28 protein-coding genes and 3 tRNA genes are annotated in these 25,345 nt (G+C 64.6%); 22 read left to right on the top strand and 9 right to left on the bottom strand.

Annotated elements, in window-relative coordinates; translation table 11 throughout:
• Nucleotides 1–71: 71 nt before the first annotated feature.
• Nucleotides 72–148, bottom strand: a tRNA-Pro gene (locus tag ACFO0A_RS09750).
• Nucleotides 149–247: 99 nt separating this feature from the next.
• Between ACFO0A_RS09750 and thyA the strand changes: the two genes are divergently transcribed.
• From thyA to ACFO0A_RS09725, 5 genes are all read left to right on the top strand, one after another.
• On the top strand, nt 248–1,204 hold the full coding sequence (gene thyA / locus ACFO0A_RS09745; RefSeq protein WP_379538815.1) for a thymidylate synthase: 957 nt from the start codon (nt 248–250) through the stop codon (nt 1,202–1,204).
• Between the two features lie 126 nt (nt 1,205–1,330).
• A complete protein-coding gene (locus tag ACFO0A_RS09740) occupies nt 1,331–2,629 on the top strand; it encodes a 3-methyl-2-oxobutanoate dehydrogenase (2-methylpropanoyl-transferring) subunit alpha (RefSeq protein ID WP_379538814.1) in 1,299 nt (432 codons plus the stop codon).
• Entirely contained in the window at nt 2,626–3,681 is a 1,056-nt protein-coding gene (locus tag ACFO0A_RS09735) for an alpha-ketoacid dehydrogenase subunit beta (RefSeq protein WP_379538813.1), read from the top strand. The genes ACFO0A_RS09740 and ACFO0A_RS09735 overlap by 4 nt, the downstream gene beginning before the upstream one ends.
• A 4-nt stretch (nt 3,682–3,685) precedes the next feature.
• Nucleotides 3,686–5,032, top strand: coding sequence for a dihydrolipoamide acetyltransferase family protein (locus ACFO0A_RS09730; protein ID WP_379538812.1), 1,347 nt, complete (start codon nt 3,686–3,688; stop codon nt 5,030–5,032).
• Nucleotides 5,033–5,061: 29 nt separating this feature from the next.
• The gene (locus ACFO0A_RS09725; protein ID WP_379538811.1) at nt 5,062–5,652 is read left to right on the top strand and encodes a YdeI/OmpD-associated family protein; all 591 of its coding nucleotides are present in this window, start codon (nt 5,062–5,064) and stop codon (nt 5,650–5,652) included.
• A gap of 21 nt (nt 5,653–5,673) precedes the next feature.
• Here the strand turns inward: ACFO0A_RS09725 and ACFO0A_RS09720 are convergent, their stop codons facing one another.
• Nucleotides 5,674–6,147 carry a hypothetical protein gene (locus tag ACFO0A_RS09720; RefSeq protein ID WP_379538810.1) on the bottom strand — a complete coding sequence of 158 codons (474 nt, stop codon included), beginning with the start codon at nt 6,145–6,147 and terminating at the stop codon, nt 5,674–5,676.
• Nucleotides 6,148–6,380: 233 nt separating this feature from the next.
• Between ACFO0A_RS09720 and ACFO0A_RS09715 the strand changes: the two genes are divergently transcribed.
• Nucleotides 6,381–6,457 (top strand) — tRNA-Asp (locus ACFO0A_RS09715).
• Between the two features lie 40 nt (nt 6,458–6,497).
• On the opposite strand, the gene ACFO0A_RS09710 is transcribed toward ACFO0A_RS09715, so the two are convergent.
• From ACFO0A_RS09710 to ACFO0A_RS09695, 4 genes are all read right to left on the bottom strand, one after another.
• Nucleotides 6,498–6,707 carry a DUF2842 domain-containing protein gene (locus ACFO0A_RS09710; protein ID WP_379538809.1) on the bottom strand — a complete coding sequence of 70 codons (210 nt, stop codon included), beginning with the start codon at nt 6,705–6,707 and terminating at the stop codon, nt 6,498–6,500.
• Entirely contained in the window at nt 6,704–7,282 is a 579-nt protein-coding gene (locus tag ACFO0A_RS09705; protein WP_379538808.1) for a 5-formyltetrahydrofolate cyclo-ligase, read from the bottom strand. The genes ACFO0A_RS09710 and ACFO0A_RS09705 overlap by 4 nt, the downstream gene beginning before the upstream one ends.
• Before the next feature lie 206 nt (nt 7,283–7,488).
• Nucleotides 7,489–7,821: a cell division protein ZapA gene (zapA, locus tag ACFO0A_RS09700; protein ID WP_379538807.1), complete on the bottom strand. Its 333-nt coding sequence runs from the start codon at nt 7,819–7,821 to the stop codon at nt 7,489–7,491.
• Nucleotides 7,818–8,036, bottom strand: a complete 219-nt coding sequence (locus ACFO0A_RS09695) for a hypothetical protein (protein ID WP_379538806.1) — start codon at nt 8,034–8,036, stop codon at nt 7,818–7,820. The genes zapA and ACFO0A_RS09695 overlap by 4 nt, the downstream gene beginning before the upstream one ends.
• 225 nt (nt 8,037–8,261) lie before the next feature.
• Between ACFO0A_RS09695 and tkt the strand changes: the two genes are divergently transcribed.
• The 5 genes from tkt to ACFO0A_RS09670 are packed head-to-tail and all read left to right on the top strand — an operon-like array spanning nt 8,262 to nt 13,845.
• Entirely contained in the window at nt 8,262–10,238 is a 1,977-nt protein-coding gene (gene tkt, locus ACFO0A_RS09690; protein WP_379538805.1) for a transketolase, read from the top strand.
• A gap of 14 nt (nt 10,239–10,252) precedes the next feature.
• Entirely contained in the window at nt 10,253–11,260 is a 1,008-nt protein-coding gene (gene gap / locus ACFO0A_RS09685; RefSeq protein ID WP_379538804.1) for a type I glyceraldehyde-3-phosphate dehydrogenase, read from the top strand.
• Nucleotides 11,260–12,465 carry a phosphoglycerate kinase gene (locus tag ACFO0A_RS09680; RefSeq protein WP_379538803.1) on the top strand — a complete coding sequence of 402 codons (1,206 nt, stop codon included), beginning with the start codon at nt 11,260–11,262 and terminating at the stop codon, nt 12,463–12,465. Before gap ends, ACFO0A_RS09680 begins: the two co-directional genes overlap by 1 nt.
• Nucleotides 12,462–12,920, top strand: coding sequence for a PaaI family thioesterase (locus ACFO0A_RS09675; RefSeq protein ID WP_379538802.1), 459 nt, complete (start codon nt 12,462–12,464; stop codon nt 12,918–12,920). The genes ACFO0A_RS09680 and ACFO0A_RS09675 overlap by 4 nt, the downstream gene beginning before the upstream one ends.
• A 25-nt stretch (nt 12,921–12,945) precedes the next feature.
• Complete coding sequence (locus ACFO0A_RS09670) at nt 12,946–13,845, top strand: fructose bisphosphate aldolase (RefSeq protein ID WP_379538801.1); 900 nt, start codon at nt 12,946–12,948, stop codon at nt 13,843–13,845.
• A 3-nt stretch (nt 13,846–13,848) separates the two neighbouring features.
• On the opposite strand, the gene ACFO0A_RS09665 is transcribed toward ACFO0A_RS09670, so the two are convergent.
• Nucleotides 13,849–14,226 (bottom strand): hypothetical protein, encoded by a 378-nt coding sequence (locus tag ACFO0A_RS09665; protein ID WP_379538800.1) that lies wholly within the window; start codon nt 14,224–14,226, stop codon nt 13,849–13,851.
• A 97-nt stretch (nt 14,227–14,323) separates the two neighbouring features.
• Here ACFO0A_RS09665 and thiE point away from each other — a divergent pair, with 97 nt between their 5' ends.
• From thiE to ACFO0A_RS09650, 3 genes are all read left to right on the top strand, one after another.
• Nucleotides 14,324–14,959, top strand: coding sequence for a thiamine phosphate synthase (gene thiE / locus ACFO0A_RS09660; protein WP_379538799.1), 636 nt, complete (start codon nt 14,324–14,326; stop codon nt 14,957–14,959).
• Nucleotides 14,960–15,035: 76 nt separating this feature from the next.
• Complete coding sequence (locus ACFO0A_RS09655) at nt 15,036–16,271, top strand: L,D-transpeptidase family protein (RefSeq protein WP_379538798.1); 1,236 nt, start codon at nt 15,036–15,038, stop codon at nt 16,269–16,271.
• Complete coding sequence (locus ACFO0A_RS09650) at nt 16,271–16,906, top strand: M23 family metallopeptidase (protein WP_379538797.1); 636 nt, start codon at nt 16,271–16,273, stop codon at nt 16,904–16,906. Before ACFO0A_RS09655 ends, ACFO0A_RS09650 begins: the two co-directional genes overlap by 1 nt.
• Before the next feature lie 9 nt (nt 16,907–16,915).
• Here ACFO0A_RS09650 and ACFO0A_RS09645 read toward each other — a convergent pair whose 3' ends face one another.
• Nucleotides 16,916–17,281, bottom strand: a complete 366-nt coding sequence (locus tag ACFO0A_RS09645) for a hypothetical protein (protein WP_379538796.1) — start codon at nt 17,279–17,281, stop codon at nt 16,916–16,918.
• Nucleotides 17,282–17,480: 199 nt separating this feature from the next.
• On the opposite strand from ACFO0A_RS09645, the gene efp reads away from it, so the two are divergent.
• From efp to ACFO0A_RS09615, 6 genes are all read left to right on the top strand, one after another.
• Nucleotides 17,481–18,044, top strand: a complete 564-nt coding sequence (efp, locus tag ACFO0A_RS09640) for an elongation factor P (protein WP_379538795.1) — start codon at nt 17,481–17,483, stop codon at nt 18,042–18,044.
• A gap of 6 nt (nt 18,045–18,050) precedes the next feature.
• A complete protein-coding gene (locus tag ACFO0A_RS09635) occupies nt 18,051–18,869 on the top strand; it encodes an inositol monophosphatase family protein (RefSeq protein WP_379538794.1) in 819 nt (272 codons plus the stop codon).
• Between the two features lie 64 nt (nt 18,870–18,933).
• Nucleotides 18,934–19,017, top strand: a tRNA-Leu gene (locus tag ACFO0A_RS09630).
• 176 nt (nt 19,018–19,193) lie between these two features.
• Nucleotides 19,194–19,619 carry a rubrerythrin family protein gene (locus tag ACFO0A_RS09625; RefSeq protein WP_379538793.1) on the top strand — a complete coding sequence of 142 codons (426 nt, stop codon included), beginning with the start codon at nt 19,194–19,196 and terminating at the stop codon, nt 19,617–19,619.
• An 87-nt stretch (nt 19,620–19,706) separates the two neighbouring features.
• On the top strand, nt 19,707–21,032 hold the full coding sequence (locus ACFO0A_RS09620) for a heterodisulfide reductase-related iron-sulfur binding cluster (RefSeq protein WP_379538792.1): 1,326 nt from the start codon (nt 19,707–19,709) through the stop codon (nt 21,030–21,032).
• Nucleotides 21,033–21,049: 17 nt separating this feature from the next.
• Nucleotides 21,050–21,649, top strand: coding sequence for a DUF3501 family protein (locus ACFO0A_RS09615; RefSeq protein ID WP_379538791.1), 600 nt, complete (start codon nt 21,050–21,052; stop codon nt 21,647–21,649).
• A 71-nt stretch (nt 21,650–21,720) separates the two neighbouring features.
• Here ACFO0A_RS09615 and ACFO0A_RS09610 read toward each other — a convergent pair whose 3' ends face one another.
• The gene (locus tag ACFO0A_RS09610) at nt 21,721–23,316 is read right to left on the bottom strand and encodes an isocitrate lyase (RefSeq protein ID WP_379539639.1); all 1,596 of its coding nucleotides are present in this window, start codon (nt 23,314–23,316) and stop codon (nt 21,721–21,723) included.
• 137 nt (nt 23,317–23,453) lie between these two features.
• Between ACFO0A_RS09610 and ACFO0A_RS09605 the strand changes: the two genes are divergently transcribed.
• Nucleotides 23,454–24,836: a helix-turn-helix domain-containing protein gene (locus ACFO0A_RS09605; RefSeq protein WP_379538790.1), complete on the top strand. Its 1,383-nt coding sequence runs from the start codon at nt 23,454–23,456 to the stop codon at nt 24,834–24,836.
• Nucleotides 24,837–24,907: 71 nt separating this feature from the next.
• Nucleotides 24,908–25,186 carry a hypothetical protein gene (locus ACFO0A_RS09600; RefSeq protein WP_379538789.1) on the top strand — a complete coding sequence of 93 codons (279 nt, stop codon included), beginning with the start codon at nt 24,908–24,910 and terminating at the stop codon, nt 25,184–25,186.
• Nucleotides 25,187–25,345 lie beyond the last annotated feature (159 nt).

The raw sequence follows: 25,345 nt of genomic DNA, 5'->3' as shown, positions 1-25,345 counted from the left end.
TCAAAGCGCAACGAAACGTTGGGTTCCGCAATTTCAGCCGCTGTGCGGCGGTTCGCCACATCGAAGCGAACTGGTCGGGGAAAGAGGATTCGAACCTCCGGCCCCTGCCTCCCGAAGACAGTGCTCTACCAGGCTGAGCTATTCCCCGACCGATCGTTCACCACCCGAAGGTGGCGAGGCAGGAGCGGGCCTATAGTGGGGCTATGCCGGGCTGGCAAGCGCGCTTTGCCCCGCCTAGGATGGCTTCATGGCAACGCTGGCCCGACCTTCCGATTCTCTCGCCGAAACCTCGTGGGAAGAACAGTACCTGGACCTGATGCGTCGTATCTGGACGACGGGGGATCAGCGGGTCGACCGCACCGGGGTGGGCACCCGGTCGCTGTTCGGAGCGGAAATCCGCTTCGACCTCGCGGGGGGCGCCATGCCGCTAATCACGACCAAGCGCGTCTACTGGAAAACCGCGACGCGCGAGATGCTGTGGTTCCTCACCGGCGAAACCAACATACGGCCGCTGGTGTCGCAGGGCGTTCAGATCTGGACCGATTGGCCGCTCGACCGGTTCCGGCGCGAAACCGGTAGTGCGATTTCGCGCGAGGAATTTTCCGATCGCATCGTGGCCGACGCCGAATTCGCGGCGCGATGGGGCGACCTTGGGCCGGTCTATGGAAAGCAGTGGGTGGACTGGCCGGTTTACGAGCCGCAAGGCGACGGAACCTTTCGCCGCGGGCCGGGGATCAATCAGGTCGCTCAGGTGGTCGATAGCCTGTGCAATAACCCCGGCAGCCGCCGCCACATCATCGAAGGGTGGAACGTGGCCGAACTCCCCGCGATGGCGTTGCCGCCCTGTCATAAGACCTACCAATTCCATGTCGCCGACGGAAAGCTGTCAGGCCTCCTTTACCAGCGCAGCTGCGACCTCGGCCTCGGATTCGCCTTCAATGCCTGGTCGGCCGCGCTCCTGATCCGGATGCTGGCGCAGCAATGCGATCTCGAGCCTGGCGAACTCGTGTGGATGGGCGGCGACGTCCATCTTTACCTCAATCACGCGGAGCTGGTGGAGCAGCAGCTCTCGCGCACGCCGCGCGCAGCTCCGCGGCTTGAAATGATGCGGCGGCCCGCTTCGATCTTCGACTATCGTATAGAGAATTTCCAAGTCTCGGGCTACGATCCGTGGCCTGCGATCGCCGCTCCGGTCGCGGTCTAGCCGTCGCTTGACGGCATCGCCCGAAAGAAATAAAATATCCCGCTCGTATAATATTAGTTCGAAGGATCGAAACGCGCCCCGGCCCGTTGATCCGCGTGGGAGAGTGGCGATGTGGATGGCAATCCAGTGAGCACCGGCGCCGAGCGCGGCAACCTCGAGCCGCTGGCACTTCACGTGCCGGAACCGCGCTTCCGGCCGGGCGACGCGGTCGATTATTCGCACCTAGCGATTCCCGCGGCGGGCGCCCAGCCGCGTCCCGACGAACGTTGCCAGCCTGCCGAAACCAACCCACTCTGCACGGATCTGGTCCGCGTCCTCGGAGACGATCACCTGGCCGTCGGTCCGTGGAACCCACGCCTCGATGCCGATACCCTACGTGCGATGCTTCGCGCGATGGCGCTGACCCGCGCGTTCGATGAGCGGATGTATCGCGGCCAGCGCCAGGGCAAGACCAGCTTCTACATGAAGTGCACCGGCGAGGAGGCGACTTCGGTCGCGCCGGCCTTTGCGCTCGCCGCCGATGACATGGTTTTCCCCAGCTATCGCCAGCAGGGCATCCTGATCGCGCGGGGATATCCGCTGACCGAGATGATCAATCAGATCTATTCGAACCGCGCGGACAAGCTCAAGGGCCGCCAGCTTCCAATCATGTATTCGAGCCGCGAGCACAGCTTCTTCACGATAAGCGGCAATCTAGCCACGCAGTATCCGCAGGCAGTCGGCTGGGCGATGGCTTCTGCAATCAAGGGCGACACGCGGATCGCTGCAAGCTGGATTGGCGAGGGTTCGACCGCCGAGGGCGACTTCCACTCCGCGCTTACGTTCGCCGCGGTCTACAACGCTCCGGTTATCTTCAACGTCGTCAACAACCAGTGGGCGATTTCAAGCTTCTCGGGCTTTGCCGGCGCCGAGCGGACCACGTTTGCGGCGCGAGCCATCGGTTACGGGATCGCCGGGCTCAGGGTCGATGGAAACGATGCGCTTGCGGTATATGCGGCGACTCGCTGGGCCGCTGACCGGGCGCGCGCCAATCTTGGCCCCACGCTCATCGAACACTTCACCTACCGCGCCGAAGGCCATTCCACCTCGGACGATCCTAGCCAGTATCGTAGCGCGCAGGAACGCGAGGAATGGCCGCTGGGCGATCCGATCATGCGGTTGAAGCGTCATCTGGTCGCACTCGGGGAATGGTCCGAGGGGCAGCACGAGCAGATGGACCGCGAACTCGCCGAACGGGTCAAGGACGCGACCAAGGAGGCCGAAAAGAACGGCATCTTGGGGCAAGGGCTCCACCATCCCTTCAGCACCATGTTCGAGGACGTTTTCGAGGAACTGCCCTGGCACCTTCGGGAGCAGAGCGAACAGGCGATCCGCGAGCGCAGGATCAAGTGGCCCGAACAGGCGGCACGGGACGGAATCGTATGAAGGTCGAGGAAGCGCCAGTCAGCCTGGCCGACGCGCCGGTGCGCCGCCTCAACATGATCGAGGCGATCAACGACGCGCTCGACATCATGCTTTCCCGCGATCCCAGCGTGATCATCATGGGAGAGGACGTCGGCTATTTCGGCGGCGTATTCCGCGCCACGCACGGCCTGCAGAAGAAGCATGGCCTGACCCGGGTGTTCGATACCCCGATCAGCGAATGCGGCATCATCGGCGTCGCCGTGGGCATGTGCGCCTATGGCTTGCGGCCAGTCCCCGAGATCCAGTTCGCCGACTACATCTATCCTGGTCTCGATCAGTTGATCTCCGAGGCTGCCCGCCTGCGCTACCGCTCGGCGGGAGAATTCATCGCGCCGATGACGGTGCGCTCGCCGTTCGGCGGGGGCATCTTCGGCGGCCAGACCCACAGTCAGAGCCCCGAGGCTCTGTTCACGCACGTATCCGGCATCAAGACCGTGATTCCGAGCACGCCGCATGATGCCAAGGGCCTGCTGATCGCGGCGATCGAGGACAACGACCCGGTCATCTTCTTCGAGCCCAAGCGCATCTACAATGGCCCGTTCAACGGCTATTACGACCGCCCGGTAGAGCCGTGGAGCAAGCACGCCGACAGCGCCACGCCGGAAGGCTACTACACGGTGCCGCTGGGCAAGGCGCGGATCGTGCGCGAAGGCGAGGCGATGACCGTGCTGGCCTATGGTACCATGGTCCACGTGGCCGAGGCGGTGCTCCGCGAAAAGGGCGTCGACGCCGAGATCATCGATCTGCGCACGCTTGTCCCGCTCGACATCGAGACTGTGGAAAAGTCTGTCGAAAAAACCGGCAAATGCATGATCGTCCATGAGGCGACGCGCACGTCCGGGTTCGGCGCCGAGCTTTCCGCGCTGGTCCAGGAACGCTGTTTCTATCACCTCGAGGCGCCGATCGAGCGCGTCACGGGCTTTGACACTCCCTATCCGCATAGCCTCGAGTGGGCCTATTTCCCCGGTCCGGTCCGGATTGGCGAGGCCGTCGACCGTCTCCTGAAAGGTTAGCCCCATGGGCCGCTACATCTTCAAGCTTCCCGACATCGGCGAAGGCATCGCCGAGGCCGAGATCGTCGCTTGGCACGTCAAGGTCGGCGACACGGTCGAGGAAGACGGTCGCTTGGCCGACATGATGACCGACAAGGCTACGGTCGAGATGGAAAGCCCGGTGACCGGGACGGTCATCGAGGTCGCCGGCGATGTCGGCGACGTGGTGGCGATCGGCTCACCGCTCGTCGTGATCGAGACTGAGGGCGAGGGCAATGCCGACCAGCAGGCGGGCGGGGCGGAGCAGGCACCCGCGCCCACCGCTCCGGTCGTCGAGCAGCGCATCGAGGATGAGACTCCCGCAGCCGACGACGCGGACAAGGTCGTAGCTGCCGCGCCGGCAACTGGTGCGCCCAACAAATCTCCGCCGCCACCTGCTCCGCCGTCACCGACGCCGCCGCCAGCGGCGGTACAGCCGGCTCCAGCAAATGGCTTGCAGGCAAAGGTCCTCGCGAGTCCGGCGGTGCGGCAGCGCGCTGCCGAACTCGGCATTGCGCTGGTCGACGTGCGCCCGGCGGAAGGTGGTCGCGTCCGCCATGCCGATCTCGATGCATTTCTGAACTACGGCGCGGCGGGCGGCTTCCGTCCTGCGGGTGCCACGCGGCCGGACGAGCAAGTCCGGGTGATCGGACTGCGCCGGCGCATCGCGGAGAACATGGCTGCCTCGAAGCGCGCGATCCCGCACTTCTCGTACGTCGAGGAATGTGATGTCACGGCGCTGGAGGATACCCGCGCACAGCTTAACGCGAACCGCGGAGACAAGCCAAAGCTCACCATGCTGCCGCTGCTGATCAGCGCAATTTGCCGCACGGTTCCTGACTTCCCGATGATCAACGCTCGCTACGATGACGAAGCGGGGGTCGTGACGCGCTACGGAGCCGTCCACCTCGGCATGGCGACGCAGACCGATGGGGGCCTGATGGTCCCGGTGATCCGCGATGCTCAATCCCTGAACGTCTGGCAGCTTGCCCGCGAGATCGGTCGCCTGGCCGGGGCGGCGCGAAACGGATCCGCCCGTTCGGACGAACTGTCCGGCTCCACCCTAACCATCACGTCGCTCGGGCCGTTGGGCGGCGTGGCGACCACTCCCGTGATCAACCGGCCCGAGGTCGCGATCATCGGCCCCAACCGGATCATCGAGCGCCCGATGTTCGTTCCTGACGGCATGGGATCCGAGCGGATTGAGAAGCGCAAGCTGATGAACATTTCCATCAGTTGCGACCACCGGGTCGTCGACGGGTGGGACGCGGCAAGCTTCGTTCAGGCGATCAAGCGGTTGCTCGAAACGCCGGTGTTGCTGTTCGCCGACTAGTCGGTAACCTTCGCGGCGAGAGGCACGCCATGTCGACCGATGAGCGAATTGACCGTTTCATCGCCGAGGCCGAGCCGTTCGCTCGACCCATTCTCGAGCATCTCCGCGCGCTCGTTAGGCGTGCGCTGCCCCACGCCGACGAGACCATCAAGTGGTCGATGCCGCACTTTACCGTAAAAGGCAGGAACATAGCCGGGATGGCTGCCTTCAAGGCGCACGCGGCGTTTGTCATCCACGGTGAGGGCCGGCAGTCAGGTGCCCCCAATGATGGCATGGGTCAGTACGGCAAGGTTCGCACCATCACAGATCTTCCCGATGATGCCACGCTGACAGCACGCCTGCAGCAGGTCGCTGCCTTGGTTGAAGCCGGTGCGCCCGTAAGAGCCAAGCCGAAGCAGCCCAAGCCCGAAATCGAAGTGCCCGGGGACTTCGCGGCGGCGCTGGAAACTTCGGCCAAGGCAAAGGCATTTTTCGCAGGCCTCGCGCGCTCGCACCGCCGTGATTATCTTGAATGGATCACGGGAGCCAAGGCCGATGCAACGCGCAGCAAGCGCATCGCCGATGCTGTCGCATGGCTTGGCGAGGGCAAGAAGCGGAACTGGAAATATGAAAAGTGCTGAGTTGCGGCTGATCGCTCGCGCTCAGTGAACGATCGCGCTGTAGGTGATCCGGCCTTCGCCAGCGAGGGCGATTTGGCGCGGAACCTGCCAGCGAACATGCGTCACGTCCTCCGGCAGCGCGTCGCGCATGCGGCCGTCGACGTCGCGCACCCGTAGCTGGCCCAGGCGCCCCCAGGTGCGCCCGCCATCGGCCGAAACTTCCTCGCGCCCGTCGGCCGAACGCTGGTAGGAAACGTGGCGGGGCAGGGGCGTCGTCACCGTGAATCCCTCGGAGGCCTGCTCGTCGCGCCGCCAGTTGAGCTGATAGACGAGCCGGTCGCCCGGCGCGACAGTGGTCGCCTTGCTGACGGTCCGCACTGAGGTGCCCTGGCCAAGCTGCTCGGCTCGCTCGACAAACACGCTGCTGCGCAGCGTAATCCGTGCCGCCTGCGCAGGGGTTGCCATCCCGGCGAGCGCAACCGCCGCGGCGGCCAGCGCGTACAACTTCGAACGCATCTGATTCATTCCCCCCAATGCCACCATCGGGCGGCGCAACGGGTTTTGCGGGGGAAAGCGTCAAGACTTGGTTAACGGGGCGGCAACCATGCCTCGAAGGCGTACCTTTTCGGGCGGGAAACACGCTTGGCTTCGTTGCTAAATCGCGAGTCGTCACATCCTTCACGAGAACCGCCGCGCAGGCTGTTGACAGGGTGGATGCCCTGCCGTAGTGGCGCGGCTCCCAGCGAAACGCGGGTGTAGCTCAGTTGGTTAGAGCGCCGGCCTGTCACGCCGGAGGTCGCGGGTTCAAGTCCCGTCACTCGCGCCATTTCTTGCAGATTTGGCGCGTTTTCGAGGGCACCGCCGGATCAGCGCGCGGTCCCGTTCTCCATCCAGATCAGGAAGGGACGAAGCGGCAGGAGCCAGATCGTCCCCAGCACCACATAGACCGGGAGCTGTCCCAGCACCGGCCAGCCTGCGATCGACGGCGCCACGACGTTGGCGATGATGACCGCGTAGGCGAGCAGTGCTCCGAGAAGGGCCAGGATGCCCACCGGCTTGCGCCATGTCGGCTTCATGATCTATCTCCCTGATAGAGCCTGGTAGGTGTCACTACGGTGTCGAGCGCGACGTCGTGGCTCTCGAAAGGCAGCGCTTCGCGCAACTGGCAGTCCCAGGCCAGCCCGATGGCGAGCGTGCCGGGATGGGCGGCCAGCCAGCGGTCATAATGTCCGGCGCCCTGGCCCAGTCGATAACCCTCTGCTGTGAAGCCGACCAGCGGTACGAAAACGACTGATGGGCTTGCCAAGGGCGCATTCGCAGGGGGCTGTCGGATGCCGTCAGGGCCGGTCACCAGTTCATCGTCATCATGGGGATTGGCCCATAGCCGGAACTCCATGTTCGCCCCGCGTGCGGCAAACCACGGAAGAGCCACGACGTGGCCTTCCTCGGCCAGCCAGCGACCGTAACCGCTCGCGGGCGCCTCGAACGCGCTTTCCGCATAGATGCCGACCGTCGCGCCAGCGGGGATGCGTTGCGCCACAGCGGCGGGGGGGCGGCGGAAGATGAGGGCGCGGGTCTGCGCCGGGAGGCTTTCGACGTGTGCGCGCCGCTCGCGGCGGAGCTGTTCGCGCAGCCGGTCTTTTTCGCGCACTGCCGGATTGTCCTTGTCAGCGGGGAAGGGGGTGCGAGGTGACGGGCCCGCCATGGTCGTTTGCCGGAATATCCTCTGACGCACTCACGTCAGGTGGGAACCATATGTGCCGGACCAGGGCCCGACCAGGGACAGCCCCCATGGATGTTTAATAGCCTCAGGGATGTTCGTGCGGCTCGTGCGAGGCAGTACCCGTCGCACGCAAGTTAGGGATTCGCGGCCGACTGCTCAAGCCGCGTGGCAAGTTTTTCGATCCGCGCGGCCGTGCCGTCCAGCGACTTGGCCATTTCGCGCAACAATGCCGAGCGATCGGGAGCGGCGGGCGCGGTGCCCTTGCCGGACTTCAGCTCATGAACTTCGTCGGCCAGCAGCAGGGCGGCCAGCAGCAGCATGCGGCTTTCGCTGTTCCCGGTCGCGGCGCCCATCGTCCGCAGCTTGTCATCGATCTGGCGGCCGAGCATGGCGATGTGCTCTTCCTCCCCCGGGGCGCACGAGACGCTGAAATCGCGACCGCCGATATCGAGCCGCACGTTGCTCACGATGTGGCTCCCGCAAGAATGTCATCGAGCTGGCGAAGCGACTGGGCCACGCTGTGCTTCAGGCGGCTATGGCGCTGCTGAAGCCCGGCGAGTTCCGCCGGATCGACGCGCGGCGCGGCGGCAACGCTCTCCGCCGCCCGTTCGAGCCGGGTGAGCGCCGCGTCGAGGCGGGCGAGCGCGGCATGGGCTGTCTGTTCGATCTCGTCTCGATCCATGTCCCGTTCGCTAGCACAAAAGCGGCGACCGGCAACAGCACGGCGACGACGATCCGGCGACGGTGACGCACCATTCGGCGGGCGCACGCCAACCACCCTGACATAAACGTTGACAATGCCCGCGGTCCTTGACGCGCCATGACCCATCCGCAAAGGAAGCCACGTCGAATCATCCGGCCTTTGTCAGGCCGTGATGACCCCTCTCAGGAAGGCGAAAGTCGCGCGATGACCATCGATCCGTCACGGCTGGCGCCCATGGCCAACGCCATCCGCGCCCTGTCGATGGACGCCGTCCAGGCCGCCAACAGCGGCCATCCCGGAATGCCGATGGGAATGGCCGACGTGGCGACCGTCCTCTGGGACCAGTTCCTGAAGTTCGATCCTTCCGCGCCCGACTGGGCCGACCGCGACCGCTTCGTGCTTTCGGCCGGCCATGGTTCGATGCTCATCTATTCGCTGCTCCACCTGAGCGGATACGAACGGCCTACGATCGACGATATTCGCAATTTCCGCCAGCTCGGCAGCCCTTGCGCCGGACATCCGGAAAATTTCGAGCTGGCTGGGGTTGAATGCACAACCGGACCGCTTGGCCAGGGGCTGGCGATGGCGGTCGGCATGGCGATTGCCGAGCGTCACCTCAACGCCACCTACGGCGACGAGCTTGTCGACCACAACACGTGGGTGATCGCGGGCGACGGATGCCTGATGGAGGGCATCAATCACGAGGCTATCGGCCTTGCCGGGCATCTTGGCCTCGGCCGGCTTAACGTCTTGTGGGACGATAATCGCATCACGATCGATGGCGCGACGTCGCTTTCCACGTGCGAGGACATTCCCGCCCGCTACCGGGCGAGCGGCTGGCACACGGTCGAATGCGACGGCCACGATTTCGCCGACATCGCCCGCGCGCTCGGCGAAGCCGCCGCCGACCCGCGTCCGACGCTGGTCGCTTGCCACACCATCATCGGCAAGGGCGCGCCTCACAAGCAGGGCACGTCTGCCACGCACGGGAGCCCGCTGGGCGCGGACGAGGTCGCCGCCGCGCGCGCCGAACTTGGCTGGACCGCAGCTCCCTTCGAAATTCCGGAAAACATCGCGCAAGATTGGCGTTCGACCGGCAAGCGCGGGACCGACCTGCACCGCCGATGGGAAGAGCGCCGTGCAAGTCATTCTCGTGGATCGGAATTTGCGGCCCAGATGGCGGGCGATCTGCCGTCCCTGAAGCAGTTCGATGCCTACCTTGCGGATCTTGCGGCAGCGCCGCCAACGGTAGCCAGCCGCAAGGCGAGCGAAATGGCGCTGGGTCCTTTGACCGAGGCCGTTCCCGCCATGATCGGCGGTTCGGCTGACCTTACCGGCTCGAACAATACCAAGACGAAGGCGACCGGTCCGCTCACGTCCGGCGACTACGCCGGGCGCTACCTATACTACGGCATCCGCGAGTTCGGGATGGCTGCGGCGATGAACGGGATGGCGCTGCATGGCGGGATAGTCCCTTACGGCGGCACCTTCCTCGTGTTTTCGGACTATTGCCGCAACGCCATCCGACTTTCCGCCCTGCAGCGGGCGCGGGTCGTTTACGTGATGACCCACGACAGCATCGGCCTTGGCGAGGATGGTCCCACCCATCAGCCCGTCGAGCACCTGGCGTCGCTGCGCGCGATGCCGAATCTTCTCGTGATGCGCCCCGCCGATGCGATCGAGACGGCGGAGTGCTGGCAACTGGCGCTCCAGCGCGCGGACGGCCCGACGTTGCTCGCGCTTTCGCGACAAAACCTGCCCGCGATCCGTATAGACGTCAGCGAGAACCATTGTGCGCGCGGCGGTTACAGGATCTCAGCTGCATCTGCCCCGCGCCGGGTCGTGATCCTCGCCACGGGTTCGGAACTGGCCCTGGCCCGCGATGTTGCGTCCGCGCTCGAAGAGAAGGGCATCGGCGCAGACCTGGTCTCCATGCCCTGCACCGAGCTTTTCGATGCCCAGGACGCGGATTACCGCGAAGACCTGCTGCCGAGCGACGCACTGGTCGTATCGATAGAGGCCGGCGCGACGTTCGGCTGGCACAAGTACGTTGGGCGCGACGGCCTCGCGATCGGGCTCGATCGGTATGGCGCATCGGCTCCGGCCGAAGTCCTTTTTCCGCACTTCGGCTTTTCGGTCGATTCAATCGTACCGGAAATCCTTTCCAAACTAAATACCTGACAGGAGTTTTTGGCATGGCCACGAAGGTTGCAATCAACGGGTTCGGCAGGATCGGCCGGCTGGTGGCCCGCGCCATTCTTGAAAAGCCCGATTGCGGGCTCGAACTGGTGGCGATCAACGACCTGGCCGACGCCAAGTCGAACGCCCTCCTGTTCAAGCGGGACAGCGTTCATGGTGCATTCCCGGGCGAGGTTTCGGTCGACGGCGATGCCATCGTCGTGAACGGCCAGCGTATCCTCGTGACCGCAGAGCGCGATCCCGGGAAGCTCCCGCACGGCGAGCATGGCGTCCAGATCGCCCTGGAATGCACCGGGTTCTTTGCCGACCGCGAAAGCGCGGGAAAGCATCTGACCGCCGGGGCGCAGCGTGTCCTGATCTCGGCTCCCGCAAAGAATGCAGACAAGACAATTGTTTACGGGGTGAACCACGCAGTTCTGACGAGCAGCGACACGGTCGTCTCGAATGCAAGCTGCACGACCAACTGCCTCGCGCCGCTTGCCAAGGTCTGCCACGACACCGTGGGGATCGAGCGTGGCCTGATGACGACGGTTCACGCCTACACCAACGATCAGAAAATCCTCGACCAGATCCATACCGACATGCGCCGTGCGCGGGCCGCAGCGATTAGCATCATCCCGACCACGACCGGCGCGGCGCGCGCCGTTGGCGAGGTCCTGCCCGAGCTCAAGGGCAAGCTCGACGGATCGGCAATCCGGGTGCCCACCCCTAATGTCAGCCTGGTCGACCTGACCTTCACCCCGATGCGCGACACCTCGGTCGAAGAAATCAACGTGGCGCTCAAGGCCGCGGCCAATGGCGCAATGAAGGGCGTCCTCGCCTACAGCGACGAGCCGCTTGTAAGCTGCGATTACAACCATAATCCCGCCAGTTCGACGATCGACAGCCTCGAGACTGCCGTGCTCGAGGGCAAGCTGGTGCGTGTCGTCAGCTGGTACGACAACGAATGGGGCTTCTCCAACCGCATGGTCGATACCGCAGGGGTGATGGCCGGACTGCTTTGATGGCGACTTTTGCGACGCTTGAAGATCTGGGAGACATCGCGGGCAAGCGGGTGCTTGTGCGCGAGGACCTCAACGTGCCGATGGCGGGTGACCGGGTAACCGACGACACCCGCCTTCGCGCCGCCGCCCCGACGCTGCTTGAACTCGCCGATCGTGGTGCGGTCGTCCTTGTTCTTGCCCATTTCGGCCGGCCCAAGGGGCAGGCTGACGACCGCTTTTCGCTGCGGCAGGTTGTGCCGGCGCTCGCTAGTGTCCTTGGCCGCGAAGTGCAGTTCCTGGCACTCGGCGACAGCGCTGCGGCCGCGAGCCTGTCGCCTGGGTCGATCGCGGTGGTGGAGAACACCCGCTTCGATCCGGGCGAGGAAGCGAATGAACCCGGATTCGTGGCGAAGCTGGCCGCCATGGGCGACTTTTTCGTCAATGACGCCTTTTCGGCCGCACATCGCGCACATGCTTCCACGGTGGGTCTGGCCAAAGTGCTGCCTGCCTATGCCGGGCGCGCGATGGAGGCCGAGCTGGTCGCGCTTGAAAAGGCGCTGGGGCAACCTGAGCACCCGGTTGCGGCAGTCGTCGGCGGGGCAAAGGTCTCAAGCAAACTAGACGTACTCAAGCATCTGGTGGGCAAGGTCGATCACCTTATCATCGGCGGTGGAATGGCGAACACCTTTCTTGCCGCGCGAGGGATCGACGTGGGCAACTCGCTGTGCGAGCACGAACTTAAGGAAACGGTTGAGGATATCCTCGCAACCGCCGACAGAGCTGGCTGTACCGTCCATCTGCCTTACGACGTCGTGGTCGCCAGGGAGTTCGCGCCGAACCCGCCGACACGCACCGTGAACGTGCATGAGGTCGCGCCGGACGAGATGATCCTGGATATCGGCCCGGCGGCCGTGGAATCGCTCGGCGATGTTTTGAAGACCTGCCGCACGCTCGTCTGGAACGGCCCGCTGGGCGCCTTCGAGACACCGCCCTTCGATGCCGCGACGGTGGCGCTCGCCCGTACGGCAGCGGCGCTGACCAGCGAGGGGTCGCTGGTGTCGGTAGCCGGGGGTGGAGATACGGTGGCGGCGCTCAATCTCGCGGGCGTCGTCGGACAGTTTTCCTACGTGTCTACTGCGGGCGGCGCGTTCCTCGAATGGATGGAAGGCAAGGTGCTTCCGGGCGTGGCGGCGCTCGAGACCGTGGCTGCAGGAGCCGGGGCATGAGCGAAGATCAGGCGGTCGCCGGCGACGAGCGGCTGGTTGCGATCAGCGAAGGCGAATGGGCAGGCTGGTCGACCTGGCAAAGCGACGCGTTCGAGCAGCGCGCCGGCCCGTTCTACGAGCGAGTCGATCCTGACGGCACCGCCCGCTGCGCATTTCGCGCAGGGCGCGAACACATGAACGGCGGCGGGTTCATGCACGGCGGCTGCCTGCTGACCTTTGCCGATTCCGCCATTTTCACCTTCGCGCGCGAGGCGATGAACGATCATCACGGAGTGACGGTCAACCTTTCGGGCGACTTTCTCGATTCCGCGCGCGTCGGTGAACTGATCGAGGCGACAGGCGAGGTGACCCGCGGCGGTCACAAGACGATCTTCGTACGTGGCCTTGCGACCGCGGATGGTCGACCGATCCTGAGTTTCACCGGCATTATCAAGAAGATGGGGCGCCGCAGCTAAGGCTGCCCCGACAACGAGGACACCCATGCAGCATAATGAGATGATGGAGCGCATGCGCCATGGCCAGGGCTTTATCGCCGCGCTCGACCAGTCTGGAGGATCGACGCCCAAGGCCCTGAAAGGCTACGGCATCGAAGAAGGCGACTGGTCCGACGACCAGGAAATGTTCGCGCTGATCCACGCGATGCGCGAACGCATCGTGACCTCGCCCTGCTTCTCAGGTGAAAAGGTCCTCGGCGCCATCCTGTTTGAGCGCACGATGGACGGACAGGCGGGCGGAAAGCCCGTTCCTGAGGCGCTGATCGAGCGCGGCGTGGTGCCTTTCCTGAAGATCGACAAGGGCCTGGAAGACGAGGCCAACGGGGTTCAATTGATGAAGCCGATCCCCGGCCTTGACGATCTCCTCGCTCGCGCGAAGCCGCTCGGCGTTTTCGGAACGAAGGAACGCTCGGTCATCAACCTGGCCAATCCGGCCGGCATCGCCGCCATCGTCGAACAGCAGTTCGAGGTCGCGCGGCAGGTGCTTGCGCATGGAATGATGCCGATCATCGAGCCCGAGGTTAACATCAAGAGCGCCGAACGCGGTGCCGCAGATGCTCTGCTGCGCGACGCCCTGCTCCGCGCGCTAGACGGCCTTGCGGATGGCGAAGAGGTGATGCTCAAGCTTTCGCTCCCTGAGGAAGCCAACCTTTTCGCGCCGCTCGTCGGACATCCGCGGGTCGTTCGTGTCGTAGCCCTTTCGGGTGGCTACAGCCGTGCCGATGCCTGCCGTGAACTGGCGCGAAACCACGGCGTGATCGCCAGCTTCAGCCGTGCGCTTCTCGAAGACCTGCGCCACCAGATGGACGATCAAGAATTCGATTCGTCGCTGGGAAGCGCGATCGACGAGATCCACGGCGCATCAACTGCAAAGGTCACGGGCTGAGCCTTAACGGGCGAAACTGAACGTGAAACGATAGTCGCTTTTGGCGATAGTCCGGTCCGCGCGGCGCGCGGGCTGGACTTCCACGAGCGTAAGTGAACCGCCTGCCACCGAAGCGGGCTGGCCAAGCGTCAGCTCGCGGGTTGAAGTACCCGAGCTTGTCGTGACTGCGGCAGTGATCCGCACCCGGCCGGCCCAGACGCACTGGACGCCCTGTGGGCAGCGGCTGTCTTCCACGAGAGCAAGCGGCTTGACCCGCACCGGACCCGCCACGGCGGTCTGGCCAAAGGCGGCGGTGGGCGACCCGGTCGGAACCGGCGGAACGGTCGCGCAGGCTGCAAGTGCGGCAAATGCGGCGAGCGGGAGGAGGGTTGTCTTCTTCATCCCAGCAAAATGACCCGCCGCCATGAATGGTTCCAGAACGCCAGGGCGACGCCACCGAAAGGTTGGCGTGGTGGAGAACGCAGGATAAGGCCGCGCAATGCCCAGTTGTGACCTTTACCTCATCTCCCCACCGGAAATGGGCGGCGCATTTCCCGACCGGTTGGCCCGCGCTCTGGACGCCTCGCCGGTGGCGGCGTTCCAGTTTCGGGTAAAGGGTCTTGACGACCATGCAGCGGCGAAGCTTGCCGAGCCGTTGCAGCGCGTCTGCGTGGATCGCGGTGCGGCCTTCATCGTCAACGATTCTATATCACTGGCCAAGCGGCTCGGCGCTGACGGCGTGCACCTGGGTCAGGACGACGGAGCGGTTGCCGAGGCACGCGACGCCCTGGGGCGCGAGGCACAAATCGGGGTGACCTGTCACGCCAGCCGTCACCTGGCGATGCAGGCTGGCGAGGACGGCGCGGATTATGTTGCGTTCGGAGCCTTCTTCCCGAGCTCGACGAAAGCAACGGAGCATCGGCCCGACCTCGACATCCTGACATGGTGGCAGACGTTCTTCGAGCTTCCCTGCGTCGCCATCGGCGGCATCACGCCTGCTAATTGTGGACCCTTGGTTCAGGCTGGGGCCGACTTCCTGGCGGTGTCGCATGCCGTCTGGGGCGGGGATGAAGCGGCGGCTGTCGTCGCGTTCTCCGAAGCGATCAGCGCGGCAAGGAAGGCGAAGCGCGACTAGGCGGACCTTTCCCCGCGTTCGACCGTTGGTGCGGCAACGCCTGCGCCCGACGAAAGGGCGATAAAAAGGGATCGCCATGAACAAACTCCGCCACTTGTCCCTGACTCTTCCACTCGTTCTCGCCGCCGGCGCGTGCGGGCTGAACGGGACCGACAGCAAGACCGACGAATCAGGCGCCACGCAGGCATCCACTTCGCCCGCGGCAGCGAGCGCGAATGCCTATGCCGCGGATCCGATGTCATCGCACGACCCCGTCGGAAACGCGCCGCTCGATCCCGCGGCGGCCGACGACAAGCCTCGCCCGATGATGCAGGCGCAGGTCGTGCTCGACCGCCTGGGCTTCGCGCCCGGCGTCGTCGACGGCAAGGACGGAATGTCGACCCGCAACGCCATCACCGGTTTCCAGAAGGCTAACCACATGGCGGTTACCGGCAAGCTCGACGATGCGACCCGCCAGGCCTTGTCGCAGTGGTCCAATATTACCGCGACACGTGTCGTCACCATCCCCGCCGAATTTGCGGCAGGTCCGTTCTTGCCCATCCCGGAAGAAGCGGCTGACAAGGCGAAGCTGCCTGCGCTTGGCTACACTTCGCTCGACGAGAAACTGGCCGAGCGGTTTCATACGACAGTCGCGGTGCTGAAGGAACTCAACCCCAACGGCGTCCCTGCGGGCATGGCGTCTGAAACCGGAGCTTCGCCCACGCCTCCGCCACCTTCGGCAACTCCGGTTCCGCTGGCTGCCAGCAGCGACAGTCCTGCGCCGACGACATCGTTCTTCCGTGCGGGACAGCAAATCCGCGTACCCAACGTTGGCGGCGACACGATCGATCCCACCCAGGTCGACGACAAGAGCTGGCTTGGAACACTGGCCATGCTGGGTGTCGGCACTCAGCAGCCGAAGGCTGACAAGATCGTCGTCGACAAGTCGGCCGGGACGCTTCAGGCTTTCGACAGCCAGGGCAAGCTGATAGCCCAGTTCACGGCCACGATGGGATCCTCTCACGATCCGCTGCCGCTGGGTGATTGGAAGATCCTGGGTGTCTCCAAGAACCCGCCGTTCCACTACAATCCCAACCTGTTCTGGGACGCGAAGTCCACCGACAAGAAGGAACTGCTGCCGCCGGGACCTAATGGCCCGGTCGGGGTGGTGTGGATCGACCTGTCGAAGGAGCACTATGGCATCCACGGCACGCCCAATCCCGAGACGATCGGGCGTGCGGAAAGCCACGGGTGCGTGCGGTTGACCAACTGGGATGCTGCGAGGCTAGCCCAGATGGTAAGTGGATCGACCAAGGTGAGCTTCGTAGCCTGATGCGTGAGTGGACGAAAACCGCCAGGACCATTCTTGCCACTACCGCGGTGGTCTCGACGGGATGGCTGATTGCCGGGGCGGTTTTCCTCCAGAACTATCGTCCCTCGGCGCTGCCTGCCCCTGTTTCGGCGTCGGTTCCGGCGGACCCGGCGATGAAGGAACAGGGCCGCACACTGCGCGTCGAGGCGGCAATGGCGCCGCTGCCCGGACGCCTGCTGGTCCCCGTTCAGGGCGTGGCGCGCAACCAGCTTGTCGATACGTTCACGCAGTCGCGTTCAGGCGGAACTCGGGTGCACAATGCAATCGACATAATGGCGGCGCGCGGCACCCCGGTATTCGCCGCAGCCTCCGGCACCGTGGAAAAGCTGTTCGTGAGCAAGCTGGGCGGAAATACCGTTTACATCCGCGCGCCGGATCGCCGGATGATCTACTATTATGCCCACCTCGACAGCTACGCCCCGCAACTCGCCGAGAAGCAGGAAGTGAAGGCCGGCACTTTCATCGGCCGGGTGGGATCGACGGGCGATGCCAGTCCCGATGCGCCGCATCTGCACTTTGCGACGATGACCGCCGAACCGGGCGAGGGCTGGTGGCAGGGAACGCCGATCAATCCCTACCCCCTGTTGATACGATGAGGCCTAACGTCAGCGATCGCGCACGCAGCGCAGGTCGCCGGGCTGCCCGTTCGCCTCGATACGGCGCAGGAAGCCCATTCGCACACGCAAGTACCGAGTGCCGGACAGGGCACCCGACGTCATCGTGACGGTTTTGCCGATCAGGAGATATGATCCGATCGATCCGTCAGCTGCGATGTAGCGAGAGGCCGTGGTGATCGTGAAACTCACCGCGGGGACGGGGCGGGAGCTTTGGCCCGCCGCACTTCCTGGAAGCTCGCAGCGGTAGTTGCCTTGCGCCAGGACCGCAATCGCGCCGCCGTCGGCAGCAACCGCGGGACCCGCGGCAAGACTGGCCAGGGCGGAGAAGACGAACAGTGCAATGGGCTTGATCACGGGAAGGCTCCGATGGCCGGCAGTCGGTAATGAGGCGGCGCTCCCTTGCGCCCAGTGCAATTTCATTACCATGAACCGCCTCGCACTCGCCAGTCAGCTTGCCGCAATGGCCCGCAGCGGCTAAGGGCGCCCTCGCATATCCTCGCGGACCCGCACCGGGTGCGCGCCGGCTTTCTCGAAACGCAAGGTTCTTTCCATCATGAAGATCAGCGGCGTGGACATTCGTCCCGGCAACATCATCGAATACGAAAAGGGTATCTGGAAGGTCGCCAAGACCCAGCACACCCAGCCCGGAAAGGGCGGTGCCTTCATGCAAGTCGAAATGAAGAACCTGATCGACGGCCGCAAGACCAACGTCCGGTTCCGGAGCGCCGACACGGTCGAGAAGGTCCGGCTAGATACCAAGGACTTCCAGTACCTCTACGCAGATGGCGACGCGCTGGTCTTCATGGACAAAGATACCTACGACCAGATCAATCTTCCCGCCGACCTGATCGGCGATGCCGCGGCATTCCTGCAGGACGGAATGGAAGTGACCCTCGAAATGTACGACGAGCGCCCGATCTCGGTCGCGCTTCCAGAGCAGGTCGAGGCGACGATCGTCGAGGCCGACGCAGTAGTGAAGGGGCAGACCGCCTCCTCGTCGTTCAAGCCGGCACTGCTCGACAACGGCGTCAAGGTCATGGTTCCGCCGCACATCGGCAGCGGCACGCGGATCGTCGTCGACGTTTACGAGCGCGCCTACGTCCGGAAGGTCGACTGATCGGTCATGGCAGCTATTTCAGGCCTGGTTCGCGTGATGGAGCGCGCGGCGCGCAAGGCGGGTCAGCGCCTGCGCCGCGATTTCGGCGAGGTCGAACATCTCCAGGTCAGTCGCAAGGGCCCGGCCGATTTCGTGTCGAAGGCCGAACAGGCCGCCGAGCGCACGATCTACGACGAGTTGCTTGCGGCGCGTCCCGACTGGGGATTCCTTCTCGAGGAAGCCGGCGAGATCAAGGGCGACCCGACCAAGCCGCGCTGGGTGGTCGATCCGCTCGACGGCACCAGCAACTTCCTTCACTCGATCCCGCACTTCGCGATCTCGATCGCGGCGCAGGAACCGCGCGCAGACGGCAAGGGCTGGGGCGACGTCATCGCCGTGATTGTCTATCAGCCGATCACCGATGAAAGCTTCTGGGCCGAGAAGAGCCGCGGAGCCTGGCTGCAGGATCGCCGCCTGCGGGTGTCGGCACGCCGCAATCTCGACGACGCGCTTATCGCAACGGGCACGCCCTATGCCGGTCACGGCAACATCGCCGAATGGGACTCGATCTTCCGGGCCATCGCTCCCGAGGTTGCGGGGGTTCGCCGCTTCGGTGCGGCCAGCCTCGATCTGGCCTGGGTCGCCGCGGGCCGGTTCGACGGCTTCTGGGAAAGCGATCTGTCGCCGTGGGACACGGCTGCGGGAGGGCTTCTCGTGCGCGAGGCGGGCGGGTTCATCAGCGACTATCGCGGACGCTCGATGCCGATCGCGCACGAGACCGTCGTCGCCAGCAACGACGCGCTCTACGCCAAGCTCAGCAAACTGATCGCGGGCGCGCTGCGCTAGCCGCGTTGGACGGCCTGCTTGATTGCGTGATGCGGCCTCGCTAAGCGCGGGCCACGCGCGGGAAGCCCCTGTGGCGGAATGGTAGACGCGATCGACTCAAAATCGATTGTCGAAAGACGTGCCCGTTCGAGTCGGGCCAGGGGCACCAGCCGTGCGATCGCGGCGCGCCGTCTCCGCCAGCATCATCGCAATCGCATTTACATCGGCAAGTTGCCGGTTTGATCGGCTGGATCGATCACGCGCCCGAAAAAAACCGCATGGCCTTGACCTCGCGCAAGGTTCACAACGATCGGGCATTCCACATTCCGGAAAAGGAGAAGCACCATGGAACTCAAGGGCTCGAAGACCGAGGAAAGCCTCAAGGCCGCATTCGCCGGCGAAAGCCAGGCCAATCGCCGCTACCTCTATTTCGCACAGAAGGCCGATATCGAAGGCCACAACGACGTTGCCGCCGTATTCCGCTCGACTGCCGAGGGCGAGACGGGCCACGCGCACGGCCACCTCGAGTATCTCGAGGAATGCGGAGATCCCGCCACGGGTGAGCCGATCGGCGATACCGTCGCCAACCTCAAGGCGTCGATCGCGGGCGAAACCCACGAATATACCGACATGTATCCGGGCATGGCGCGCACCGCGCGCGAAGAGGGTTTCGACGAGATCGCCGACTGGTTCGAAACGCTCGCAAAGGCCGAAAAGAGCCACGCCGGCAAGTTCCAGAAGACCCTCGACACGGTCCTGGCTGACGCCTGACACCGGCGCACCGTCCGGCTCGCTCGAGTTTCGCTCGATCGGGCCGGGTGGGCGCCTATTTCCGGGCGGATATTTCGCGGGGGTAAGATGGAAGGCAGTCTCGACGCGCCGACGCGTCACGTAATTCCGTGGCGCGACGAAGCCTGGTATGACGAAGCCGCGCTCGACGACGAACTGCGCCGGGTCTTCGACATCTGCCATGGCTGCCGGCGCTGCTTCAATCTCTGCGACAGCTTCCCGATCCTGTTCGATGCGATCGACGAGAGCCCGAATGAAGAGGTGGCGGATCTTTCGGCCGGTCAGCTCAAGGCCGTCGTCGATGCCTGCACCCTGTGCGACATGTGCTTCATGACGAAGTGCCCGTACGTTCCGCCACACCAGTTCGATCTCGATTTTCCACACCTCATGTTGCGTTACCGCGCGGTCGAGAACCGCAAGGGCCAGACCTCGTTGGCCGACCGCGAGCTTGCGCGGATGGACCGGAACGGCAAGCTCGGCAGTGCTCTGTCCGGAGCCGCCAACTGGGCGACGCGCGTCGGCAATCCAGTCACGCGACCGCTGATGCAGGCGGCGCTGGGGATCGACTCCCGCGCGCACCTGCCTCCGTTCGAAGCGACGCCGCTGACCAACCAGGCGCCGGCGATCATTCCGGCTCCCAATCCCGACGCTCCGGGCTTCGGGCGCAAGGTCGTGCTCTATGCCGGGTGCCACGACAACTTCAATGACGGCACACCAGGCCGGGCCGCGATGCAGGTGCTTGCCCACAATGGCGTCCAGGTCCGGATCGAGCATCCCGATTGCTGCGGCATGCCGAAGTTCGAGAACGGAAATCTCGCCCACGTGGCCGATGCGGCGACGCGCATCTCCGCGTTCTTTGCCCCATTGGTGGCCGAAGGATGGGATATCGTTCCGCTGACCACAAGCTGCGCGCTGATGCTGAAGTTCGAGTGGCCGCTGCTCGAGCCGGAGAACGACGACGTTGCGCGCCTCAGCAAGGCGACCAGCGATGTTAGCGAATACATCGTTCGCCTTGCCCGCGAGGTCGGCCTTGCCCCGGTGGCGAGCCTTCCCGCCACCATCGGCGTGCACTTTGCCTGCCACGCACGCGCCCAGAACATGGGGCCCAAGGCGATGGAAATGCTCCGCCTGATTCCCGAGGCGAAGCCCGTGTTGACCGAACGCTGTTCGGGCCATGGTGGCAAGTGGGGGATCTTCGAACAGAACTTCGACCGCGCGATCAAGATCGGCAAGCCGACGGCGCGAGCGGTCGCCAAGGCCAAGCCCGATATCGTCGTCAGCGAATGCCCGCTTGCCGGTCCGCACCTGCGCCAGGTGATGGAGGCCAGCGGAACCGTGCCGCCCGAGCGGATCGGCCATCCGATCGAAGTGCTTGCCCGCGCTTACGAACTGTAGTTCCCCAAGGACCTGAAATGCCACGCAGCCAGCACACGATCACCGCCGATGACCTCATGCCGCTCGACGAGTACGAGACGATCCGCGCGGAAAAGAAGCAGGAGGCGATCCTCAGGAAGCGCCTGACGCGGCTCAGCGTCGGTCCGCATGCTACGGTTATCTTCGAAAGCTGGGATTCGATGTGGCTCCAGATACAGGAGATGCTGCGGATCGAGAAGGGCGGGGCGGCGCAGATCGCGGACGAGCTGGCGGCCTACGATCCGATGGTGCCCAAGGGCAGCGAGCTGACGATGACGCTACTGTTCGAGGTCGAGGATCCTGTGCGCCGCGATGCATTCCTGCGGACGATCGGTGGGGTCGAGGATCGCATATTCATTCAGATCGGCGAAGTACGTGTTCCTGCGCGAGCCGACGGGGATGTGGAGCGCACGCGCGCGAGCGACGGCAAGACCTCGGCCGTCCACTTCCTTCACTTCGACTTCACGCCCGAACAGGTGCGCGACTGGGTCGAGGGCAAGGGCCAGGCCATGGTCGTGATCGATCATCCGAACTACGGCCACGCGGCAATGGTCAGCGCCGGGACCCGCGACTATCTTTCGCGCGAATGCTTCGCCTGAAACGTTGACGGCCGCCGGGGCGCTAACCCCGACGGCCGTGCTCTCCTCCCCAGGAGACGTGTGCGGCGGGATCAGGCCGCGAACTGGTTCATCGTGTTGTGAGCGCCGCCCGCCTTGAGCGCGGCCTCGCCGGCAAAGTATTCCTTGTGATCGTCGCCGATGTCGCTGCCCGACATGTTCTGGTGCTTCACGCAGGCGATGCCCTGGCGGATTTCCTCGCGCTGGACGTTCTTCACGTAGCCCAGCATCCCAGCGTCGCCGAAGTACTCGCGCGCCAGATTGTCGGTCGAGAGCGCAGCGGTATGATAGGTAGGCAGGGTGATCAGGTGATGGAAGATACCCGCGCGGGCGGCAGCATCGCGCTGGAACGTGCGGATTCTCTCGTCCGCTTCGTTGCCCAGCGCGGTACCGTCATACTCGACACTCATAAGCTTCGCCCGGTCATAGGCGGAGACATCCTCTCCGGCTTCCGCCCAGGCGTCATACACCTGTTGTCGGAAGTTGAGTGTCCAGTTGAACGAGGGTGAATTGTTGTAAACGAGCTTGGCGTTGGGAACGACCTCGCGGATGCGATCGACCATGCCGGCAATCTGCTCGATGTGCGGCTTCTCGGTTTCGATCCACAGAAGGTCGGCGCCGTTCTGAAGGCTGTTGATGCAATCGAGCACGCAGCGGTCCTCTCCGGTTCCGGCGCGGAACTGGAAGAGGTTCGACGCCAGCCGCTTTGGCCGCAGAAGCTTTCCGTCGCGGTTCAGCACGACATCTCCATTGCGCGCGGTGGCCGGATCGATCTCCTCGCAATCCAGGAAGCTGTTGTACTGGTCACCGATGTCGCCCGGCTCCTTGGAATAGGCGATTTGCTTGGTGAGCCCGGCGCCCAGCGAGTCGGTGCGGGTGACGATGATGCCGTCCTCGACGCCGAGTTCGAGGAACGCGTAACGGCACGCCCGGACCTTCGCGAGAAAATCCTCGTGCGGCACGGTAACCTTGCCGTCCTGGTGGCCGCACTGCTTCTCGTCAGAGACCTGGTTCTCGATCTGGAGGGCGCAGGCGCCGGCCTCGATCATCTTCTTCGCGAGGAGATAGGTCGCCTCGGCGTTGCCGAAGCCCGCATCGATATCGGCGATGATCGGCACGACGTGCGTTTCGTAGTTGTCGATCTGGGTCTGGATGGCCTTGGCCTTGACCTCGTCGCCCGCCTCGCGCGCGGCATCGAGATCGCGGAACATCATGCCGAGTTCGCGCGCATCCGCCTGCTTGAGGAAGGTGTAGAGTTCCTCGATCAGCGCAGGCACGCTGGTCTTCTCGTGCATCGACTGGTCAGGAAGCGGGCCGAATTCGCTGCGCAGGGCCGCGACCATCCAGCCGGACAGGTAAAGGTAGCGGCGCTTGGTGGAGCCGAAGTGCTTCTTGATCGAGATCATCTTCTGCTGAGCGATGAAGCCGTGCCAGCAGCCCAGCGACTGAGTGTAATTCGCGGGATCGGCATCGTAAGCGGCCATGTCCTCGCGCATGATCCGCGCGGTGTAGCGCGCGATGTCGAGCCCGGTGGCGAAGCGGTTCTGCGCACGCATGCGCGCCACGGATTCGGCGCTGATCCCGTCCCACGTGCCGCCAAAGCTGCGGATCAGGCTGTCGGTCTGCGCGATGTCATTCGAATAAGTCATGGTCGCCTCGTGCGATAAGATGATGGCCATCCATACGCCTGGAGCGTCCGGTCGCGTAACACCTCACACAAAGTTTTGTGTCTTAATGCAGGAAAGTCGTGGTAGAACGATGTAAATTTGTATGGAATCTTTCAATCATGGCCGAGAAGTCTGTGTTTGCCGGACCGATGGTTCGCCGCCTCCGCCGGCGTGAGGGTTTGACCCAGGCCGCGATGGCCCAGGCGCTGGGCATTTCGGCCAGCTACCTGAACCTTGTGGAGCGCAACCAGCGGCCGCTTTCGGCTCGCCTCGTCTTTGCCCTGACCGACCGGTTCGACATCGATCCCCGCGCGCTGCGCCAGGACGACGCCATCGGCGGGGTGGACGGGATGCGGCGCCGGCTTGCTGACGCGCGCTTCTCCGACCTGGAGATCGACCGCGACGAGATCGCGGAATGGCTGGCTGCCGCCCCTCAAGGCGCCGCGGCCTTTGTCAGGCTTTACGACATGGCGGGTGCCGGCGGCGAGGGCGAGGGGCCCGATTCCGCGCTTATTGCGCGCCGCGAGATCGAACGCTGGCGCAACCATTTCGCCGACCTGGATACTGCAGCCGAGGAGCTTGCCGACGAATTGCGTCTTTCGGCCGGCGACCTCGGCAGCGCAATGGCCGAGCGACTTCGCCAGCGGCACCAGCTCTCGGTCCGCGTCCTTCCGCGCGATGTGATGCCTGAGCATCTGCGCCGCCTCGACCTCCATGCCCGCCAGTTGCAATTGTCCGAAATGCTCGACCCAGCCTCGCGCACGTTTCAGCTCGCGGTGCAGCTAGGCCAACTCGAGCAGGGCGAAGCCATACGGGCGCTCGCGTCGGGCGCGGGTCTGGCCGACCGCCAGGCGGAGCGGCTGTTTCGCCGTCACCTCGGCAACTACTTCGCCGCAGCGCTCGTCATGCCTTACGGGCGCTTCCTGCGCGCGTGCGAAGCGACGGGGTACGATCCCACGGTGCTGCAGCGCCGCTTCGGCGTGGGATTCGAACAGCTCGCTCATCGCCTGACCACGCTTCAACGGGTCGGACAGCGGGGACTGCCGTTCTTCATGTTGCGGATCGACCGGGCCGGGCAGGTCTCGAAGCGATTCTCAGGGGCCAGCGGCGCGCTGCTGCTGGAAAGCGGGTCAACCTGCCCGTTGTGGTCCCTCAACGCGGCGTTCGAGCGGGCGGGGCAGCTTCATGTCCAATCGGTCGTGCTCGATGACGGGACGCGCTGGTTCACGATGTCCCGCACGGTCCAGGGCAGCGGCGCGGGAGGGCGTGGGCAGGGCGCGGACTTCGCGGTGGGGCTCGGACTGACCGCCGACCTCGCGGGGCAACTCGCCGATGCCCGGGGGATTGGCCTCGACATCGGCGATGCAACCCGGATCGGCCCGGGATGCGCGGCCTGCCACCGGGCCGACTGCATGCAGCGTTCGCTTGCACCACGCGGCGTTGCCTTGCGCTTCGACGAGCGATCGCGCGGCCTGACCCCGTTCGACTTCGCGGGGGCCTGAGGCCCCCACCGGAACCGCATGGCACTCGCCGGCGTTTAACTGACCAATCGAGACTACCACGGGGCACGATCATGGTTGAAGAACGCATTACGGAAACCGAAGGACCGAACGGAGACGTTCACACCACGCATACGATCGTCGATCGTGATGGCGGCGGTGGTTCGGGCTGGTTGATTGCGGTCATTCTCGTGATCGCGTTGCTGGTTGGCGGCTACTTCCTGATGCAGAGCAACGCTTCGCAATCGAAGAAGGACAATGCGATCGCCGCGGCGGCAGACGATGTCGGCTCGGCGGCCAAGGACGTCGGCAACGCCGCGCAAGATGCGGTCGACAAGATCGACAAGAAGTGACCTGAACCGGGCCGGCCCGCCTGACGGTGGGCTGGCCCGCAGGGCCCGCAAGCAACGTCGCGGGTTTGGTCAATTTCATCTTAATTCGGAACGGAAGCCGCATGACTTTGCGGCTTTTAGCGTTTTCAGCGCTGTAAAGTTTACCGACATTTTACTGCT

Origin of the sequence: Novosphingobium tardum, from assembly GCF_042652045.1 — a bacterium.
GTDB lineage: Bacteria > Pseudomonadota > Alphaproteobacteria > Sphingomonadales > Sphingomonadaceae > Novosphingobium > Novosphingobium tardum.
Note: the sequence above shows the minus strand (reverse complement) of the source record. Positions and strands in the feature narration are given on the sequence as shown.

What these genes read in the sequence shown, in the direction of transcription:
- ACFO0A_RS09655 (WP_379538798.1), top strand. Translation starts at nt 15,036, where the DNA reads ATGAACAAACTCCGCCACTTGTCCCTGACTCTTCCACTCGTTCTCGCC.
- ACFO0A_RS09730 (WP_379538812.1), top strand. Translation starts at nt 3,686, where the DNA reads ATGGGCCGCTACATCTTCAAGCTTCCCGACATCGGCGAAGGCATCGCC.
- efp (WP_379538795.1), top strand. Translation starts at nt 17,481, where the DNA reads ATGAAGATCAGCGGCGTGGACATTCGTCCCGGCAACATCATCGAATAC.
- ACFO0A_RS09615 (WP_379538791.1), top strand. Translation starts at nt 21,050, where the DNA reads ATGCCACGCAGCCAGCACACGATCACCGCCGATGACCTCATGCCGCTC.
- ACFO0A_RS09720 (WP_379538810.1), bottom strand. Translation starts at nt 6,147, where the DNA reads ATGCGTTCGAAGTTGTACGCGCTGGCCGCCGCGGCGGTTGCGCTCGCC.
- thiE (WP_379538799.1), top strand. Translation starts at nt 14,324, where the DNA reads ATGCCCAGTTGTGACCTTTACCTCATCTCCCCACCGGAAATGGGCGGC.
- thyA (WP_379538815.1), top strand. Translation starts at nt 248, where the DNA reads ATGGCAACGCTGGCCCGACCTTCCGATTCTCTCGCCGAAACCTCGTGG.
- ACFO0A_RS09650 (WP_379538797.1), top strand. Translation starts at nt 16,271, where the DNA reads ATGCGTGAGTGGACGAAAACCGCCAGGACCATTCTTGCCACTACCGCG.
- gap (WP_379538804.1), top strand. Translation starts at nt 10,253, where the DNA reads ATGGCCACGAAGGTTGCAATCAACGGGTTCGGCAGGATCGGCCGGCTG.
- ACFO0A_RS09665 (WP_379538800.1), bottom strand. Translation starts at nt 14,226, where the DNA reads ATGAAGAAGACAACCCTCCTCCCGCTCGCCGCATTTGCCGCACTTGCA.
- ACFO0A_RS09670 (WP_379538801.1), top strand. Translation starts at nt 12,946, where the DNA reads ATGCAGCATAATGAGATGATGGAGCGCATGCGCCATGGCCAGGGCTTT.
- ACFO0A_RS09680 (WP_379538803.1), top strand. Translation starts at nt 11,260, where the DNA reads ATGGCGACTTTTGCGACGCTTGAAGATCTGGGAGACATCGCGGGCAAG.
- ACFO0A_RS09710 (WP_379538809.1), bottom strand. Translation starts at nt 6,707, where the DNA reads ATGAAGCCGACATGGCGCAAGCCGGTGGGCATCCTGGCCCTTCTCGGA.
- ACFO0A_RS09635 (WP_379538794.1), top strand. Translation starts at nt 18,051, where the DNA reads ATGGCAGCTATTTCAGGCCTGGTTCGCGTGATGGAGCGCGCGGCGCGC.
- ACFO0A_RS09620 (WP_379538792.1), top strand. Translation starts at nt 19,707, where the DNA reads ATGGAAGGCAGTCTCGACGCGCCGACGCGTCACGTAATTCCGTGGCGC.
- ACFO0A_RS09675 (WP_379538802.1), top strand. Translation starts at nt 12,462, where the DNA reads ATGAGCGAAGATCAGGCGGTCGCCGGCGACGAGCGGCTGGTTGCGATC.
- ACFO0A_RS09600 (WP_379538789.1), top strand. Translation starts at nt 24,908, where the DNA reads ATGGTTGAAGAACGCATTACGGAAACCGAAGGACCGAACGGAGACGTT.
- ACFO0A_RS09625 (WP_379538793.1), top strand. Translation starts at nt 19,194, where the DNA reads ATGGAACTCAAGGGCTCGAAGACCGAGGAAAGCCTCAAGGCCGCATTC.
- ACFO0A_RS09695 (WP_379538806.1), bottom strand. Translation starts at nt 8,036, where the DNA reads ATGGATCGAGACGAGATCGAACAGACAGCCCATGCCGCGCTCGCCCGC.
- ACFO0A_RS09605 (WP_379538790.1), top strand. Translation starts at nt 23,454, where the DNA reads ATGGCCGAGAAGTCTGTGTTTGCCGGACCGATGGTTCGCCGCCTCCGC.
- tkt (WP_379538805.1), top strand. Translation starts at nt 8,262, where the DNA reads ATGACCATCGATCCGTCACGGCTGGCGCCCATGGCCAACGCCATCCGC.
- ACFO0A_RS09735 (WP_379538813.1), top strand. Translation starts at nt 2,626, where the DNA reads ATGAAGGTCGAGGAAGCGCCAGTCAGCCTGGCCGACGCGCCGGTGCGC.
- ACFO0A_RS09610 (WP_379539639.1), bottom strand. Translation starts at nt 23,316, where the DNA reads ATGACTTATTCGAATGACATCGCGCAGACCGACAGCCTGATCCGCAGC.
- ACFO0A_RS09725 (WP_379538811.1), top strand. Translation starts at nt 5,062, where the DNA reads ATGTCGACCGATGAGCGAATTGACCGTTTCATCGCCGAGGCCGAGCCG.